The sequence below is a fragment of the Massilia eburnea genome (assembly GCF_009720745.1).
In the GTDB taxonomy this organism is placed as follows: Bacteria; Pseudomonadota; Gammaproteobacteria; order Burkholderiales; family Burkholderiaceae_D; genus Rugamonas; species Rugamonas eburnea.
Genome location: NZ_WNKX01000008.1, coordinates 1 through 15,787 on the forward strand (window position 1 = coordinate 1; position 15,787 = coordinate 15,787).

The 15,787-nt window shown below is 63.8% G+C and carries 11 protein-coding genes; 7 read left to right on the plus strand and 4 right to left on the minus strand.

The annotated features are described in order from the left end of the window. Positions 1–4,134, plus strand: a 4,134-nt coding sequence (hrpA, locus tag GM658_RS12195) for an ATP-dependent RNA helicase HrpA (protein ID WP_229416880.1), incomplete at its 5' end; no start/stop codon positions are given. A gap of 43 nt (positions 4,135–4,177) precedes the next feature. Here the strand turns inward: hrpA and GM658_RS12200 are convergent. Together GM658_RS12200 and GM658_RS12205 are read right to left on the minus strand one after the other, a co-directional pair. Further along, complete coding sequence (locus tag GM658_RS12200; protein WP_155454321.1) at positions 4,178–4,708, minus strand: PRC-barrel domain-containing protein; 531 nt, start codon at positions 4,706–4,708, stop codon at positions 4,178–4,180. An 88-nt stretch (positions 4,709–4,796) separates the two neighbouring features. After that, positions 4,797–6,032 carry a putative Na+/H+ antiporter gene (locus GM658_RS12205; RefSeq protein ID WP_155454322.1) on the minus strand — a complete coding sequence of 412 codons (1,236 nt, stop codon included), beginning with the start codon at positions 6,030–6,032 and terminating at the stop codon, positions 4,797–4,799. A gap of 111 nt (positions 6,033–6,143) precedes the next feature. Between GM658_RS12205 and GM658_RS12210 the strand changes: the two genes are divergently transcribed. The 5 genes from GM658_RS12210 to GM658_RS12230 all read left to right on the plus strand — a co-directional run bounded on the left by GM658_RS12210 (position 6,144) and on the right by GM658_RS12230 (position 12,249). Further along, entirely contained in the window at positions 6,144–6,845 is a 702-nt protein-coding gene (locus GM658_RS12210; RefSeq protein WP_155454323.1) for a DUF4351 domain-containing protein, read from the plus strand. 34 nt (positions 6,846–6,879) lie between these two features. Then, entirely contained in the window at positions 6,880–7,566 is a 687-nt protein-coding gene (gene imuA / locus GM658_RS12215) for a translesion DNA synthesis-associated protein ImuA (RefSeq protein WP_155454324.1), read from the plus strand. Further along, on the plus strand, positions 7,496–8,962 hold the full coding sequence (locus GM658_RS12220; RefSeq protein ID WP_155454325.1) for a Y-family DNA polymerase: 1,467 nt from the start codon (positions 7,496–7,498) through the stop codon (positions 8,960–8,962). The genes imuA and GM658_RS12220 overlap by 71 nt, the downstream gene beginning before the upstream one ends. Before the next feature lie 64 nt (positions 8,963–9,026). Beyond that, positions 9,027–11,471: an EAL domain-containing protein gene (locus tag GM658_RS12225; protein WP_155454326.1), complete on the plus strand. Its 2,445-nt coding sequence runs from the start codon at positions 9,027–9,029 to the stop codon at positions 11,469–11,471. Between the two features lie 19 nt (positions 11,472–11,490). Continuing rightward, positions 11,491–12,249, plus strand: a complete 759-nt coding sequence (locus GM658_RS12230) for an alpha/beta hydrolase family protein (RefSeq protein ID WP_155454327.1) — start codon at positions 11,491–11,493, stop codon at positions 12,247–12,249. Here the strand turns inward: GM658_RS12230 and GM658_RS12235 are convergent. Both GM658_RS12235 and GM658_RS12240 read right to left on the minus strand, forming a co-directional pair. Next, positions 12,242–12,847: a glutathione S-transferase family protein gene (locus tag GM658_RS12235; RefSeq protein WP_155454328.1), complete on the minus strand. Its 606-nt coding sequence runs from the start codon at positions 12,845–12,847 to the stop codon at positions 12,242–12,244. The genes GM658_RS12230 and GM658_RS12235 overlap by 8 nt on opposite strands. Before the next feature lie 66 nt (positions 12,848–12,913). Beyond that, complete coding sequence (locus GM658_RS12240; protein ID WP_155454329.1) at positions 12,914–14,806, minus strand: M61 family metallopeptidase; 1,893 nt, start codon at positions 14,804–14,806, stop codon at positions 12,914–12,916. 152 nt (positions 14,807–14,958) lie between these two features. On the opposite strand from GM658_RS12240, the gene GM658_RS12245 reads away from it, so the two are divergent. Next, positions 14,959–15,696, plus strand: a complete 738-nt coding sequence (locus GM658_RS12245; RefSeq protein WP_155454330.1) for a dienelactone hydrolase family protein — start codon at positions 14,959–14,961, stop codon at positions 15,694–15,696. Positions 15,697–15,787 lie beyond the last annotated feature (91 nt).

Sequence of the window (15,787 nt, forward strand, 5' to 3'; positions counted from 1 at the left end):
GGCGCAGGACGCGCCGACGCCGCGCCTGCGCACGGCGCTGGCGCCGGTCGCGCGGCACCTGGTGAAGGCGGGAAGGCCGGCGAGCGCGGTGAGGGACGTCGTGCCGAGCGCCGCGATCGGGAGACGACGGAGCAGCGCGCCGAACGCGAAGCTGCGCGCGCCTTCCGCAACCCGCTGCCGCCGATCACCTTCCCGGAAGAACTGCCTGTCTCTGGCCGCCGCGCCGAAATCGCCGAAGCCCTGGGCAAGCACCAGGTGGTCATCGTCTCCGGCGAAACCGGCTCCGGCAAGACCACCCAGCTGCCGAAGATCTGCCTCGAACTGGGCCGCGGCCAGAAAGGCCTGATCGGCCACACCCAGCCGCGCCGCATTGCCGCGTCGTCGACCGCCAAACGCATCGCCGTGGAACTGGGCACGCCCCTGGGCGAAACCGTCGGCTACAAGGTCCGCTTCAACGACACCCTGAGCAAGGGCGCCTCGGTCAAGCTGATGACCGACGGTATCCTGCTGGCCGAAACCCAGACCGACCCGCTGCTGAAGGCTTACGACACGATCATCATCGACGAAGCCCACGAACGCAGCCTGAACATCGACTTCCTGCTTGGCTACCTGAAGCAGATCCTGCCGCGCCGCCCGGACCTGAAGGTGATCATCACCTCCGCGACCATCGACGCCGAGCGCTTCGCCCGCCACTTCACGCAGGAAGGCAAGCCGCCGGTGCCGGTGATCGAAGTCTCCGGCCGCCTGTACGCGGTCGAGGTGCGCTACCGCCCCGTGGAGCGCGAGCAGGTCGTGGTACCGGGCGCGCAAGGCGGCGACGCCAAGGGCGCCCGCACCGCCGCCGCCCGCGACAAGCGCGACCTGATGGACGCCATCGTCGACGGCGTCGATGAAGTCTGCCGCATCGGCAGCGGCGACGTGCTGGTCTTCCTGCCCGGCGAGCGGGAAATCCGCGACGCCGCCGAAGCACTGCGCAAGCACCACCCGCCGCACGTTGAAATCCTGCCCCTGTTCGCCCGCCTCTCGGTGGAAGAGCAGGACCGCGTCTTCCGCACCACGAACGCGCGCCGCATCGTGCTGGCCACCAACGTGGCGGAAACCTCGCTGACGGTGCCCGGCATCCGCTACGTGGTGGACGCAGGCCTGGCGCGCGTCAAGCGCTACAGCTACCGCAACAAGGTGGAGCAGCTGCAGGTGGAACCGGTGGCGCAATCGGCCGCCAACCAGCGCGCCGGCCGTTGCGGCCGCGTGGCCGACGGCGTCTGTATCCGCCTGTACGACGAGCAGGACTTCCTGCAGCGTCCCAAGTTCACCGATCCTGAAATCCTGCGCTCCTCGCTGGCCTCCGTCATCCTGCGCATGAAGTCCCTGCACCTGACGGATGTGGAGAGCTTCCCCTTCATCGAGCCGCCGCTGGGGCGCGCCATCGCGGATGGCTACCAGCTGCTGCAGGAGCTGGGCGCAGTCGACGACGATAACCAGCTGACGCCACTTGGCCGCAAGCTGGCCAAGCTGCCACTCGACCCGCGCGTTGGCCGCATGATCCTGGCCGCGCAGGAGTACCACTGCCTGACCGAAGTCCTGATTGTCGCCTCCGCGCTGTCGGTGCAAGACCCGCGCGACCGCCCGGTCGAACACCAGCAAGCCGCCGACGAAGCGCACAAGAAGTTCGCCGACGAAAAATCCGAATTCCTCAGCTACCTGAAAATCTGGAAGTGGTTCGAGAACGCCATCGAGCACAAGAAGTCCAACCGCCAGCTGATGGACTCGTGCCGCGCGACTTTCCTGAACCAGCTGCGCCTGCGCGAATGGCGCGACGTGCACTCGCAACTGCTCACCATCGTGAAAGAGCAGGGCTGGCGCACCAACGAACTGCCGGCCACCTACGACCAGCTGCATATGGCCCTGCTTACCGGCCTGCTGGGCAACATCGGCTTCAAGGGCGAGGACGAACCCGGCGGCGCCTACCTCGGCGCGCGCGGCATCAAATTCCACGTCTGGCCCGGCTCGCACCTGTCGAAGAAGCCTGGCAAGTGGATCGTCTCCGCCGAACTGGTGGAAACCACGCGCCTGTATGCGCGCTGCGTGGCCCGCATCGAGCCGGAATGGATCGAGAAGATCGGCGGCCACCTGCTGAAAAAATCCTGGGGCGAGCCGCGCTGGGAAAAACGCCCGGCGCAAGTCACCGCGTCCGAGCGCGCAACGCTGTACGGCATCGTGGTGTACAGCCAGCGCCGCATCAATTACGGCCAGAAGAACCCGGCCGAAGCGCGCGAAATCTTCATCCGCGATGCCCTGGTTGGCGGTGACTACGACACCCGCCTGCCGTTCTTTGCCCACAACCACAAGCTGGTGCGCGAGATCGAAAACCTGGAACACAAATCGCGCCGCCAGGACGTATTGGTTGACGACCAGTTGATCGAAGCTTTCTACGACGAGCACATTCCCGCCGACGTGGTGAATGGGGCCGGATTCGAGAAATGGTACAAGGACGCCTCGCACGACGATCCGAAACTGCTGTTCCTGAACCGCGACGACTTGATGCGCCACGAGGCGGCAGGCATCACAACCGACCTGTTCCCGAAAAAGATGATGGCGGCCGGGCTGGAAATGCAGCTGTCCTATCACTTCGAACCGGGCACGCCGCGCGATGGCGTGACGTTGACGGTACCGTTGTACGCGCTGAACCAGCTCTCGCGTGAGCGCTGCGAATGGCTGGTGCCGGGCATGCTGAAGGAGAAGGTGCATCTGCTGCTCAAAACCCTGCCGCAGAAGCAGCGCCGCCACATGGTGCCGTTGCCGGATTACGCCGCCAAATTCTGCGAGCGTACCGAGTTTGCACGCGGTGACCTGATCGACGCCATCATTGCCGACATCCGCAAGCAGATCACGATCAGCGTGCTGACCTCCGACTTCAAGCCGGAACAGCTGCCTGCGCACCACTTCATGAACTTCAAGGTGGTGGACGAACATGGCCGCCAGCTCGATATGGGCCGCAACCTGGCCACGCTGCAGGCGGAATACGGCCTGCAGGCGCGCCAGAGTTTCCAGCGCATGGCCGAAGGCGGCAATACGCCTGCCTCCGCCGCGCCACTGGCGCCGCTGGCGGGTGGCGGCATCGGCGCTGGCAGCTCGGGCGGTGGCGCCGGCGCGGCCAAAGGCAAGCACGGCGGCATCGCCGCCGACGCCGCACGCGGCGCTGCAGGTTCCGGCAGCAGTGCCGGTGCTGGCGTTGGCTCCGGCCGGGGCGGCGCGATCAATGCTGGCGCTGGCGCGGCGCCGCAGCACACCAACATCACCACCTGGAGCTTCGGCGAACTGCCCGAGCTGCTGGAAATCACGCAAGGCAAGCTAAGCCTGATCGGCTTCCCGGCCCTGGTGGACAAGGGCACGCACTGCGACCTGGAGGTGTTCGACGACCCGAACGTCGCCGCGCGCACCCACCGTATCGGCCTGCGCCGCCTGTTCATGCTGCAGATGCGCGACCAGATCAAGTTCGTCGAGAAATCGATTCCCAACCTGCAGCAAATGGGCATGCAATTCATGTCCATGGGCACGCAGGAGGAATTGCGTGACCAGATCATCGCCAAGGCCATCGATATCGCCTGCCTGCAGGATCCGCTGCCCACCGACGAAGCGAGCTTCAACAAGCGCAAGGACGAAGGCAAGTCCCGCATCGTGCTGCTGGTGAACGAAATCGCGCGCCTGGTGTCGCAGGTGCTGACCGAATACCACGGCCTGCCCAAGCGCCTGCAAGGCATCAGCCAGCAAGTGGCGCAGGACATGCAGCAGCAGCTGCAGGGCCTGGTGCACAAGCGCTTCCTGATCGAGAACGAGTTTGCGCAGCTGTCGCACTTCCCGCGCTACTTGAAGGCGATGAACGTGCGCCTGGAAAAGCTGCGCGCAGACGCCGCACGCGACGCCAAGGCCATGTCAGAGTGGAACCAGGCTGCTGCGCCTTACCAGCGCCTGATGCGCGACAAATCCGCCGGCAAGAACACCGATCCGAAACTGGTGGAATACCGCTGGATGCTGGAAGAGTTGCGCGTTTCTCTGTTCGCGCAGGAACTGCGCACGCCGATGCCGGTGTCCGTCAAACGCCTGACGAAAGTGTGGGAATCGATGCAGCGTTAAACGCGCTGTCAGCGCGGCGCTTGGTGCGCCGCGCACGGTTCAATCAGTAATTGCCCTTGTTGCCGCTCGAGCTGCCGGTGGAGCCGCCGCTATAGCTGCTGCCGCTGGTCGAGCCGCTTTGCATGGTGCTGGTGCCGGAGCCCATCACGCTGCCGGTCGAGGTGCGCATGCCGGTGGCGGTGGTGCCGTAGAAGTCGTGGATCTGCGTGCTGAATTCGGGGCTTGCCATGTCCGGCCAGCGGTCCTTGTCGAAGCCAGGCGCGTTCTCCAGTCTTTCCTTGGTGCAGTCGAGCACGAAGCGCTTGTTCACCGTGTCGAGCTGCAAGGCCTGCCATGGCACGGCAAACAGCTTGTCGCCCATGCCCAGCACGCCGCCGAAGGACAGCACCGCATAGGCAATCTGTCCGGTCTGCATGTCGAGCATGATTTCCTTGATGTCGCCGAGGTCTTCTTCCTGGCGGTTATAGACGTCTTCACCCATCAGCGTGTCGGCGCCCATCAGGCGCGGACCCGGTCCATCGTTATCGTCACGGTCGCGATAGATGCCGAATTTGTCGCGGTCTAGGTAGCTCATTCTGCCTCTCCTCATTGGTGTGGATGGTGAGGCCAGAATAGCGTAAGCAGCAGCCGCAAGGCGCGCGCTACGCTAGCGCGGCGTAGTCCTACAAAAAGAACGCGAGGGCAGCAACTGCAGTCGGAGCAAGGGCTCCTGCCAGCAATCCGAGTGCGCCAATTGATTCATCGCGGAATCCTTTACGCAGCAGCGCAACGCCTGCAGGATTCGGTGCGTTGGCGATCACAGTCAACCCGCCGCCGGCAACCGCGCCTGCCACCAGCATGTATTGCGCTTGCGGCTTGATGCCGTCAATCAGCGAGCCGAGATAGGTAAGGGCAGCGTTGTCGGTGATGGCGGTCAGTCCCAGCGCGCCGAAGAAGAGCGCTAGTGGCTGCAGGCTTTCGACAATTGGTTGCAGCCACCACTGTTGCATGCTGCCCAGCACGACCAGGCCGGCGAGGAAGAAGCCGACCAGCAGGGCTTCTTTCAAAATCAGCGGCGACTGATGCTGCGGATAAGCGGTGGTGAAGCCGAGGAAGAACAGGAACAGGCCGAGGAACAGCACGGGATGATGCGCCAGCAGCACCACGGCGGCGAGAAACGCCAGATGGATCATGCTGGTGAGCAGCGGCGCTGGCCTGCGTGAAGCAAGCGCCGGCGCATCGCGGCGGACGCCTTCGCTCAGGTGCGCGCGCAGCAGCCAGCAAGCGGCAGTGGCGTTCACCAGTACGGCCAGCATAGCCTTCCAGCCGAAATTCGCGGCCATGAAAGCGCTGTCCCATTGCCAAGTGGCGGCCACCATCAGTACCGGCGGCGCGGCGTAGGCGGTCAGCGTGCCGCCGACCGAGACGTTGACGAAAAGCACGCCCAGCGCGGCGTACTTCTGCCATTCCGGCACGCCATCGCGGAAAATTTGCGGCGCCAGCATCAAGGCCGCCAGCGTCATCGCGGCCGGTTCGGTGATCAGTGAGCCTGCCAGCGGCACCAGCGCCAGTCCCATCCAGGCTTGCAGCAATGGACGCCCCCCCGACAGCACGTCGATCAGGCGCTGCACCAAATCGAGTACCGGCCGCGATGCCGCCACCACCATCACCACGAAGACGAACAATGGTTCGGTATATTGCTGCGTTTCCGCGTAGGCAATCGCGTTCTGCGGCCCGGCCACGAGTGCCATCACCACCAGCAGCACCATGGCCCAGAAGCCGAACACCACTTCCACCTCGCCCAGCAAGTGCAGCAAGCCGGCATGGCGCGGGAATTTATGCGACAGCCGCTCAAACGCTTTCGCGCTGAAGGTGTGCACTAGGGCGAGGGCAAACAGGATGGCGCCGATCAGTTGCATGTCAGTGGTTTTTAGTTGGCAATATTGCCGATTCTATCAGGCGGGTCATTACTTAACCTAGTCTTGCGCAAACCGCTACCGGCGGACCGCTGGCGCCGCTAGGCTCGATGCATGGCCGATCACTACGATTCGCCCTGGAAGCGGGCGCTCAAGCACAACTTGGCGGAATTCATCGCCTTTTTCTTCCCGCAATATCGGGATCTGATCGATCGGCATCGCCCGATCAGCTTCCGTGACAAGGAGCTGGCTGAGGTGGTTGATGAACTACTGCTTGAACGCAATGTCTTTGCGTGGGTTACGGCTGCGCATTTATTGGCGCAAAGGTCGCATGGCAAGGCCGAGTCGCGCCACGCCGATAAATGGCGGCTAATCAGGCTTCTGTACGAACGTGGCTGGCGCAAGCGGCGTATTATCGACCTGTTCACGATCATTCACTGGCTGATGCCTTTGCCAGCCGAACTGGAGAGTCGGCTAATACGCAGCATCAGGCGGCTTGAAAGGAGGCGTAACGTGGAATGGATTAATCCTTATGACAAGCTCCGGTTTGAGCAAGGTGAGAAGAAAGGCGAGAAGCGCGGCATTAAGATAGGCCGCGCGCAAGGCCTGCAGGAAGGCCTGCAGGAAGGTCGGCAGGAAGGTCGGCAGGAAGGGGCCGCGCAAATGCTGGAGCGCCTGCTTAATCGACGTTTTGGCGCACTATCTCCTACGGTCCGGAAGCGGCTCGCCAAGGCCAGCCCAGAGCAGCTTGCCAAGTGGAGCGAAGCAGTGCTGGACGCCCAAACCCTGAAACAGGTTTTCTCCGCGCGCCAGTAGGATTATACTGTATGCATATACAGTATCGTTCGCTATGGCGCTTTTCGACCCACAACCCCTGCACCCGGCCCTCTGGCTGGCATCCCAGCTCAGCAAGGGTGCCACGTCCTGCGTGGATACGGGCATTCCCGTGCTCTCCCATCAGTTGCCAGGAGGCGGCTGGCCCACGGGCGTGCTGACGGAGTTGCTACTCCAGCAACCCGGCATTGGCGAATTGCGTTTATTGCAAGCCACGTTAAGCAGCCTGAAAAATCCGGTAGCCATGCTGCAGCCGCCCTACAACCCGCAAACCCTGGCGCTGGATTTGCCTCCCCAGCAACTGCTATGGATCCGCAACACCGGCAAGACCGCCGACAGCCTGTGGGCAGCCGAGCAGATCCTGCGCAGCGGCAGTTGCGGCGCCGTGCTGCTGTGGCAGCAGCACATCCGCAACGAATCGCTGCGCCGCCTGCACCTGGCGGCCCAGTGCGGCGAGACCCTGTTCTTCCTGCTGCGGCCGATTGCCGCCGCCCAGGATTCCTCCCCCGCACCGCTGCGGCTGGCGCTGCGCCCGGCGCCGGGAGGCATCCATATCGAATTCGTCAAACGCCGGGGACCGCAGCGCGACACGCCGCTGTTCCTCCCGTTAACCCCAACCCTGTTGCAACGCCATGCGTCTGTGGATCGGCCTCTACCTGCCCCGGCTACCGCTCGAAGTGTTCTGCCCCAACTGGTCGGATGACTTGTGCAGCGTGGTGCTGGAGCAGGAAGGCGTGCTGGCAGTGTCCTACCGCGCCCACCAGATGGGCGTGCGGCCCGGCATGCGCCGCAGCGGCGCGCTGATGCTGGCGCCGGACGCCCAGATGCACGAGCGCGCCCCGCAGCTGGAACAGGAAGCCCTGCACGCCGTCGCCATGGCCATGCTGCAATACACGCCCCAGGTAGCGGAAGGCGAGGGCGCCACCCTGTTGCTGGATGTGGGCGCCAGCCTGCGCCTGTTCGGCGGCATCCGCAACCTGTGCCGACTGGTGGAAGACAGCCTGCAAAAGCTTGGCTTCAGCGGCGTGCTGGGCGTGGCGCCCACCGCGCGCGGCGCCTGGCTGCTGGCGCGCGCCGGCGGCGGCCGCACGCTCAAGCTCGACAGCCTGTTGCGCCACCTGCACCGCCTGCCGGTGGGCCTGCTGCCGCCGCTGCAGCGCCACCAGCGCTGGCTGGACGGCATCGGCTGCCTCAGCATCGGCGACCTGGTGCGCCTGCCGCGTCCCGGCCTGCAGCGCCGCTGCGGCATCGAAGTGCTGGACATGCTCGATGCCGCGCAAGGCCTGGCGCCCGAAATGCACGAGTGGATCGCAGCGCCGCCCACCTTCAAGGCCAAGCTGGAACTGTTCGGCCGCATCGAAAACACCGACCTGCTGCTGGCCGGCGCCTGCCGCCTGCTGCAGCAGCTGACCGGCTGGCTGTGCGCCCACCAGTTCGCCGTCTCGCGCATCCGCCTGCTGCTGGAGCATGAAAGAGGCCGCGAAGCCTGCCCGCCGACGCCGGTGGAAGTGATGCTGGCCGAACCCACCTGGCGCGACGAGCACATCGTGCGCCTGCTGAAGGAGCGCCTGGCCAAGGTCGAGCTGCCGGCGCCGGTGATCGGGCTGGCGCTGGAAGCGGCCCAGGTGGAGGCTATGGCCCCGCTCAGCGATTCGCTCTTCCCCGAACCTGGCGGCAGCCCGCAGGAGCGCCAGCGCCTGTTCGAAGTGCTGGTGGCGCGCCTCGGCGCCGACAACGTCTTGCAGCCTTATCCGAAAGCAGACTACCGCCCCGAAGTCGCCAACCGCTGGGTGCCCCTGCACGAAAAGGTGCGCCCGGCCGACGTCGCGTCCCAGATGCCGCCGCGCCCCTTGCCGCGCCCGGCCTTCCTGCTGCCCAAGCCGATCCAGCTGCTGATGCGCGACCACCGACCGTTCTACTGCTCCCCGCTGCGCATGGTGTCAAGCGCCGAGCGCATCGAGGCCGGCTGGTGGAGCGACACCCAAACCCGTGACTACTTCATCGCCGAGGGCGAAGATCACGCCTATTACTGGGTGTTCCGCGAACGCACGCCCGGCACCGAGGAAACGCGCTGGTACCTGCATGGCTTGTTCGCCTGATAATCTGGGGCAAATTTGATCTAGGGCAATTTCTCGATTAGAGGGCTACTTCTATAATCGAAAAATGCTGACCCAACTTTCCCTTCCCAACGCCGGTGCGCGCGCCCGGCTTGCCGAGTCCGTGCTGGATAATCTCAAGGAAGTGGTATTCCAGACCGATGCCGCCGGCTGCTGGACTTTCCTCAATCCCGCATGGGAAGAGTTGACCGGCCATCAGGTGGCGGACAGCCTGGGCAAGCCCTTCCTCCAATACCTGTGGCCGGAAGACCGCAAGCTGAACCAGCAGCGCTTCATGCCCTTGCTACGGCGCGAAGAAGAATATTGCCGGCACGAGATCCGCTACCTGCATCGCGACCGCAGCTTCCGCTGGGTGGAAGTGTTCGCGCGCCTGACGCTGGGGCAGGACGGCGCCTTGATCGGCATCTCGGGCACGCTGAGCGACGTCACCGAGCGCAAACGCAACGAGGAAAAGCTGCGCTTTGCCGCCAGCGTTTTCCTGCACGCCGGCGAAGGCATCATGATCACGGCAGCCGACGCCACCATCATCGACGTCAACGGCGCCTTCGAGAAAATCACCGGCTACACAAGAGCCGAAGCCTGCGGCCGCAACCCCAGCATGCTGAGCTCCGGCCGCCAGGGCAGCGAGTTTTACGACGCGATGTGGGAGCGCCTGCACAGCGATAACTTCTGGCAGGGCGAAGTCTGGAACCGCCGCAAATCCGGCGAGCTGTATGTGGAACGCCTGACCATCACCGGCATCCGCAATGCGCGCGGCAAGGCGCTCAATTACGTCGGCATTTTCTCGGACATCACCAAGCAGACCTTGCAGGCGCAGCATCTGGACCGTATTGCCCACTACGACCCGCTGACCGGACTGCCGAACCGGCGCCTTCTGGCCGATCGTCTGCAGCACGCCATGGCGCAATCGCGGCGCCGCGGCAGCCGCCTGGTGGTGGCTTACCTGGACCTGGACGGCTTCAAGGCGGTCAACGATGAATTGGGCCACGAATTCGGCGACCAGTTGCTGGTAGCCCTGGGCGCGCGCATGACGCACGCCACGCGCGAATGCGACACCGTGTGCCGCCTGGGGGGCGACGAATTTGTGGTGATGCTGGACGACCTGCAGGATGCCTCGGATTTTATCCCGATGGTGGTGCGCCTGCTGGAAGCGGTGGCGGCGCCGGTGGTGGTCGAGCGCAAAGTTCTGCGCGTGACCGGCAGCATTGGCGTCGCGATTTATCCACAATCGGTGGAAATCGACGCCGACCAGTTGATGCGCCAGGCCGACCAGGCCATGTATCGCGCCAAGACGCTGGGCAAGAACCGCTACACCGTATTTGGCGACGACATGCCGGCCGCCGGCGCGCAGGTGAGCGGTCCTCTGGCCGAGATTGCGCGCGCCATCTCCAATGCAGAATTCGTGCTGCATTACCAGCCCATCGTCAACCTGCAGACAGGCGAATTGAATTCGGCAGAAGCGCTGATCCGCTGGCAGCATCCGGATCGAGGCCTGCTGCCGCCGGCCGAATTCCTGCCGCTGATCGAAGGCCACCCCATCGCCGCGTCGCTGGATAACTGGGTCATGGACGAAGCCTTGCGTCAGCACCAGGCCTGGCTGGCCGAGGGACTTGACGTGGCGATCAGCGTCAACGTCAGCAGCACCAAGCTGCAGGAGCGCGATTTCGTCGAGCGCCTGCGCGCCAAGCTGGGCGCCCACCCGCGCGTAGGCGCCGGCCGCATCAAGCTCGAAGTGCTGGAAACCAGTGCCCTGAACGATATCGGGCACGTCTCGCAAACCATCACGGAGTGCGCCGCGCTGGGCGTGCCGTTTGCGCTGGACGATTTCGGCACCGGCTATTCCTCCCTCCTGTACCTGAAGCAGCTGCCCGCCAAACGCATCAAGATCGACCAGAGCTTCGTGCGCGACATGCTGGTCGACTCGGATGACCTGGCCATCCTGGAGGGCGTGCTGGGCATGGCCGCCGCCTTCAAGCGCGAAGTCATTGCTGAAGGCGTGGAGAGCATCGAGCACGCGCGCATGCTGGTGCAGATGGGCTGCCTGATGGGACAGGGCTACGGCATCGCCCGCCCTATGCCGCCGCACCAGGTGAAGGCCTGGGCTGCCGCCTGGCGCTTGCCGGACGGCCTGGCTGGGTGCCGGGTGCTCGACCGCAATAGCGCACAGCTGCTGGTAGCGGCCGTCGAGCACCAGGCCTGGATACGCACCTTGCTCGACTACGCGCGCGATGGCACGCAGCCGTTGCCGCCCTTCATCGAAGAGCAATGCCGCCTCGATATGTGGCTGGAACAGGCCGTGCAGCGCCCGCAGGCAGGCAAGCTGGTGACCGTGGCGCAGCGCCTGCATGAAGCCCAGCATGAAATGGCGCGGCAACTGGTCCAACATCTGGCGCATGGCGAAACATCGGCAGTGCACGATGCCATGGCCGACCTGGAACGCATGGGCGAACAATTGAATCTTGCGCTGAACCGCCTGGTGGAAGGCGTATGATGGGCGCGGAGGAACGCTTATGTATGCACAAAAGCTCGAATTTGCTGGCGCTGGCGGGGACAGGCTGGCGGCGCTGCTGGACTCTCCCGAGAGCGGCGTGCGCGCCTATGCCCTGTTCGCGCATTGCTTCACCTGCGGCAAGGATGTCTTCGCCGCCAGCCGCATCGCGCAGGCGCTGGCCGCGCATGGCATCGCGGTGCTGCGTTTCGACTTCACCGGGCTGGGCGCCAGCGAGGGCGAGTTCGCCAACACCAATTTCTCTTCCAACTTGGCGGATTTGCAGGCGGCTGCGGACTTCCTGCGGCGCGAATTCCAGGCGCCGCGCCTGCTGATTGGGCACAGCCTGGGAGGCGCCGCAACGCTGGCCTTTGCCGGCAGCGTGCCGGAAGTGCAGGCAGTGGTCACCATCGCAGCGCCGAGCGACCCGGTGCACGTGACACAGCTGTTCGGCGAACAGATTGACGCGATCACGGCGCAGGGCGAGGCGATGGTGCAGCTGGCGGGGCGGCCGTTCCGCATCAAACGGCAATTCCTGGAAGACGTGGCGGAGAACAGCCTGCGCAACAAGATCGCCACCATGCGCAAGGCTTTACTGATCATGCATGCGCCGGGCGATGCCACGGTCGGCATCAACAATGCGCTGGAAATCTTTGCGGCGGCGAAACATCCGAAGAGCTTTATCTCCCTCGACACGGCGGACCATTTGCTGTCCGTACGCGAAGATGCCGTGTATGTGGCAGGCCTGATCGCCGCCTGGAGCGCACGCTATATCAAGTAGCCGGCGGCTTCCACGCCATCGCCTTCCGGACAGCGGGGCGTTCGCCCATCATGCCAAGCCAGCGCTGCACGGCCGGCTTGCCGGACAGGTTCAACTCGAGATGCGAAGCGGCGGCCTGGGTCCACGGATAGCAGGCCATGTCGGCGATGGTGTACTCGTCGCCGGCGACGTAGCTGCTGCCAGCCAGCGCACGGTCCAGCACATTGAGCAGGCGCTCGGCCTCTGCGCTGAAATGTTCCTTCGCCAGCGCCGAGTCCTTCTTCTCGAAAAAGCCCAACTGGCCCAGCATCGGGCCCAGGCCGCCGACCTGCCAGTACAGCCACTGCAAGGCGCAGTAGCGCTGCGGGCCTTCGTTGGCGAGGAAGCGCTGGTGCTTCTCCGCCAGGTAGGTGAGGATCGCGCCGCTCTCGAACATGGAAAGCGCACCATCCTTCATGGCGGGGATTTTGTTGTTGGGGGAAATGGCGAGGAAGCCGGCCTCAAACTGCTCATGCTCGCGCAGGTTCACCGGGACGATTTCGTAAGGCTGGCCCAGTTCTTCCAGCATGATCAGGGGTTTGCGGCCGTTCGGTGTCGACCAGGTGTAGACGGTATACATGATGCCCGATACTCTAGCGCGGGCAACAGAAAACGGGCGCACCGCAGTGCGCCCGTTGCACGTGACTTACTGTCGCGGCGACAGGATGGCTTCCAGCCGGTCAGGCGTGCCTTCGATGCGTTCCAGGCGCGGGTACTTCAAGCCTTCGTAGTACGCCAGCGCGATGGTGCGGTACTCCTGGCCGTGCTTCACCAGCAGTTCGATCGGCTTCTTGCTGGTCTTGGCTTCGGTGACCGCCTTGCGCAGCAGTTCTGCCTTGTAGGCGCGGCCGTTCACCGCCAGCAGGGTGGTGTTGCCGGACAGGCCGGCCTTGAAGCCGATGCCTTCCCACTGGATGCTCTGGATCTTGCCTTCGCTGCCGACGTTAAAGCCCAGCGAGTAGGTGAAGTCGGCGGACTTGCTGCGATCCTCCGAAGCCTTCAGGAAATCGGTCTGCTTGTCGGCGAATACCAGCTTGTAGCCGGCGCGCGTGATGCCATCCATCGGCACCGGGCCCAGGTCTTCGATGCGCGTGCGCAGGAAGGTGGCCCAGTCGTAGGCCTGCACGCTGTCCAGCGCCTTGACCACGTCTTCAAAGGTGTAGTGGAGGGCGGTGTTGCGGCCATCGTCTACGCCGTAGAACTTGGCGGAGAAATCGTCCAGCGAGCGCTTGTCGCCGGACAGTTCGCGGATCTTGGTGTCCACGTCCAGCCAGACCAGCATGCCTTCCTGGTAGTAGTCCTCGCTGCGCTGGTAGTTCGACCATGGGATGGGGCGGCGCGCGTTGATGATCGGGTCGTAGGTGGTGTCCTGCACCGAACGCCATTCGCGGCCCTTCATGATGCTGTAGCGGGCGGCGGTGGCGGCGATGGTGTCCTTGATGCTGGCGGCTTTCATCAGGCCCGAGCGCGCTGCCAGCACATCGCCGTAATAGGTGGTCTGGCCTTCATATACCCACAGCAGATCGTTTTGCAGCGGCTGGTTGAAGTTCAGCACGTCCTGGCCTTTCGGGCGGCGGAATTTGCCGTTCCAGGAGTGCGTGAATTCATGCGGCAGCAGGCCGCGTTCGCCCTCGGTCTTGTTCCAGTCGGTGAAGTAGTCGGCTTTCAGCGCGTTCTCGCTGGACTGGTGGTGTTCACGGCCCACGCCGCCGAATTCATCGCTCAAGGCGAACAGGAAATCGTAGTGCTTGTAATGCTGGGAGCCGAATACCTTGTAGGCTTGCTTGACCAGGTTGCGGTGCAATTCGAGCTGCTCTGGCTTGGCTTCCAGCGCTTCGGCATTGTCTGCCACCACGTCCAGGTGCACCGGCACTTTGCCGCCCGGGTCCAGGTCGAAGCGCTTGAAATAGCGGCCGGCGAACAGCGGCGAATCGACGAAGGTTTCGACGTCGGTGGTCTTGAAGGTGACCACGTCGCCTTTGCGCTCGGCTTCTTCCAGCGCGGAGCCGTACTGCCAGCCGGCCGGCAGGGTCAGCGTGGTCTGGATCGGGATGCGGCGCGTGGCGTAGCCGGCCGGGTACATGGTCAGCGACTGCCACTGGATGCCCAGGATGTCAGGCGTGATCGACGTGCGGCCTTGCGCGGACTCGGTCGGCGCCAGGTGCTGGTATTCGACATCAATCGATTTCGCGCCGGCCGGCACTTCGATGTGGAAGGCGTACACGTTCACGTTGTCGCGATGCCAGGCCAAGTTCTTGCCGTTGGCGGAAACCTTGAAGCCGGCGAACTGGTTCAACGCGCCGGTCGGGCCGTGCTGCGCCGTTACCCATTGCGGGAACAGCAGCGTCATCTTGCCGGGCTTGGCCGGGATGGTCTGCTGGACGCGGTAGAAGTTCTGGGCGGTGTTGGAAGCATCGACCTTCATCACGATGGTGCCTGGGTAAGGCTGGTCGACCGGGGCAGGGATGGCCTGGCCGGCCTGTGCGCTGAAGGCGGCGCCCAGCATCAGGGCGAAGGCGGTTTTGGTGAGCAGTTTCATTTATTTCAACAAGGAAAGAGCGACGGGCGAGTGTAGCACGCAGGGGGAGGGCGATTGTTTCATAACGTAACGATTTACGAGCGTGAATATTCGTGAACCTTCCCATATGAGCAAGATGATAAGCTTTGCCTTTTTCTAACTGCCGGCCCCAGATGAAACTGAAGCAATATGTACTGTGCGTTTCCCTTGTTTTCAGCGCGCAATTCGCGTTCGCGGCTAATTCCCAGGTTTTCCACACCAGTGAAGGCAGCGTCATTGCCAAAGTCTATTCCGCACCGTCAGCCTCCAAGGCGCCTGCCGTCATCTTGCTGCACGGATACCAATGCATTGCCGCTTGTGCGCTAGACTACGAGCGGTACGCGCTGGCATTGACGAAGCAGAACTTTGATGTGTACGACCTCGAGTATTACAACGAGGCCGATTACACGGCGCTCCAGCAGAACAGGCTCGATGGCGAAGCTTATGCGACCCGCTTCCAGCGCTGGGCGTCGGAAGTGAGGCAAGTGATCGAGCAGGTGAAAGCCCTGCCGCGTGCCAATGGCGCAGTTGCCCTACTGGGTTTTTCGCAGGGCGGGCGCATTGCCATCGCCAGTGCGGCAAACAATCCGGCAGTATCTGCCCTGGTCGTGCTCTATGCCAGGCTGCCCAATGCTGCGGAAATGCAGTCCGAGATACGGACACTGCCGCCATTGCTGCTCATTCACGGCAATGCCGATACGGTGGTCCCCCTGCAGGATGGTAATGCCATTTTCGCAAAGGCCCAGACGCTGGGGGCCACGGCGGAAATGGTCGTATATCCCGGCGCCGGGCACGGCTTCGACTTCAGCGCCGACGCCCCTGCCGCAATCAGTGCCAGGCGGCATGTCTCGGCCTTTCTTGGAAAGGATTAGGCCATGCCTGGTCCTGACCGATCTCAAAAAAATCCCTTGAAATCCGTTTTGCGGTTCCTATATCCGAGTCAGCGGTTGCCCAGAAGGGGAC

Coding starts and splice junctions, on each gene's coding strand:
- GM658_RS12200 (WP_155454321.1), bottom strand. CDS start 4,708: ATGAGCTACCTAGACCGCGACAAATTCGGCATCTATCGCGACCGTGAC.
- GM658_RS12205 (WP_155454322.1), bottom strand. CDS start 6,032: ATGCAACTGATCGGCGCCATCCTGTTTGCCCTCGCCCTAGTGCACACC.
- GM658_RS12210 (WP_155454323.1), top strand. CDS start 6,144: ATGGCCGATCACTACGATTCGCCCTGGAAGCGGGCGCTCAAGCACAAC.
- imuA (WP_155454324.1), top strand. CDS start 6,880: ATGGCGCTTTTCGACCCACAACCCCTGCACCCGGCCCTCTGGCTGGCA.
- GM658_RS12220 (WP_155454325.1), top strand. CDS start 7,496: ATGCGTCTGTGGATCGGCCTCTACCTGCCCCGGCTACCGCTCGAAGTG.
- GM658_RS12225 (WP_155454326.1), top strand. CDS start 9,027: ATGCTGACCCAACTTTCCCTTCCCAACGCCGGTGCGCGCGCCCGGCTT.
- GM658_RS12230 (WP_155454327.1), top strand. CDS start 11,491: ATGTATGCACAAAAGCTCGAATTTGCTGGCGCTGGCGGGGACAGGCTG.
- GM658_RS12235 (WP_155454328.1), bottom strand. CDS start 12,847: ATGTATACCGTCTACACCTGGTCGACACCGAACGGCCGCAAACCCCTG.
- GM658_RS12240 (WP_155454329.1), bottom strand. CDS start 14,806: ATGAAACTGCTCACCAAAACCGCCTTCGCCCTGATGCTGGGCGCCGCC.
- GM658_RS12245 (WP_155454330.1), top strand. CDS start 14,959: ATGAAACTGAAGCAATATGTACTGTGCGTTTCCCTTGTTTTCAGCGCG.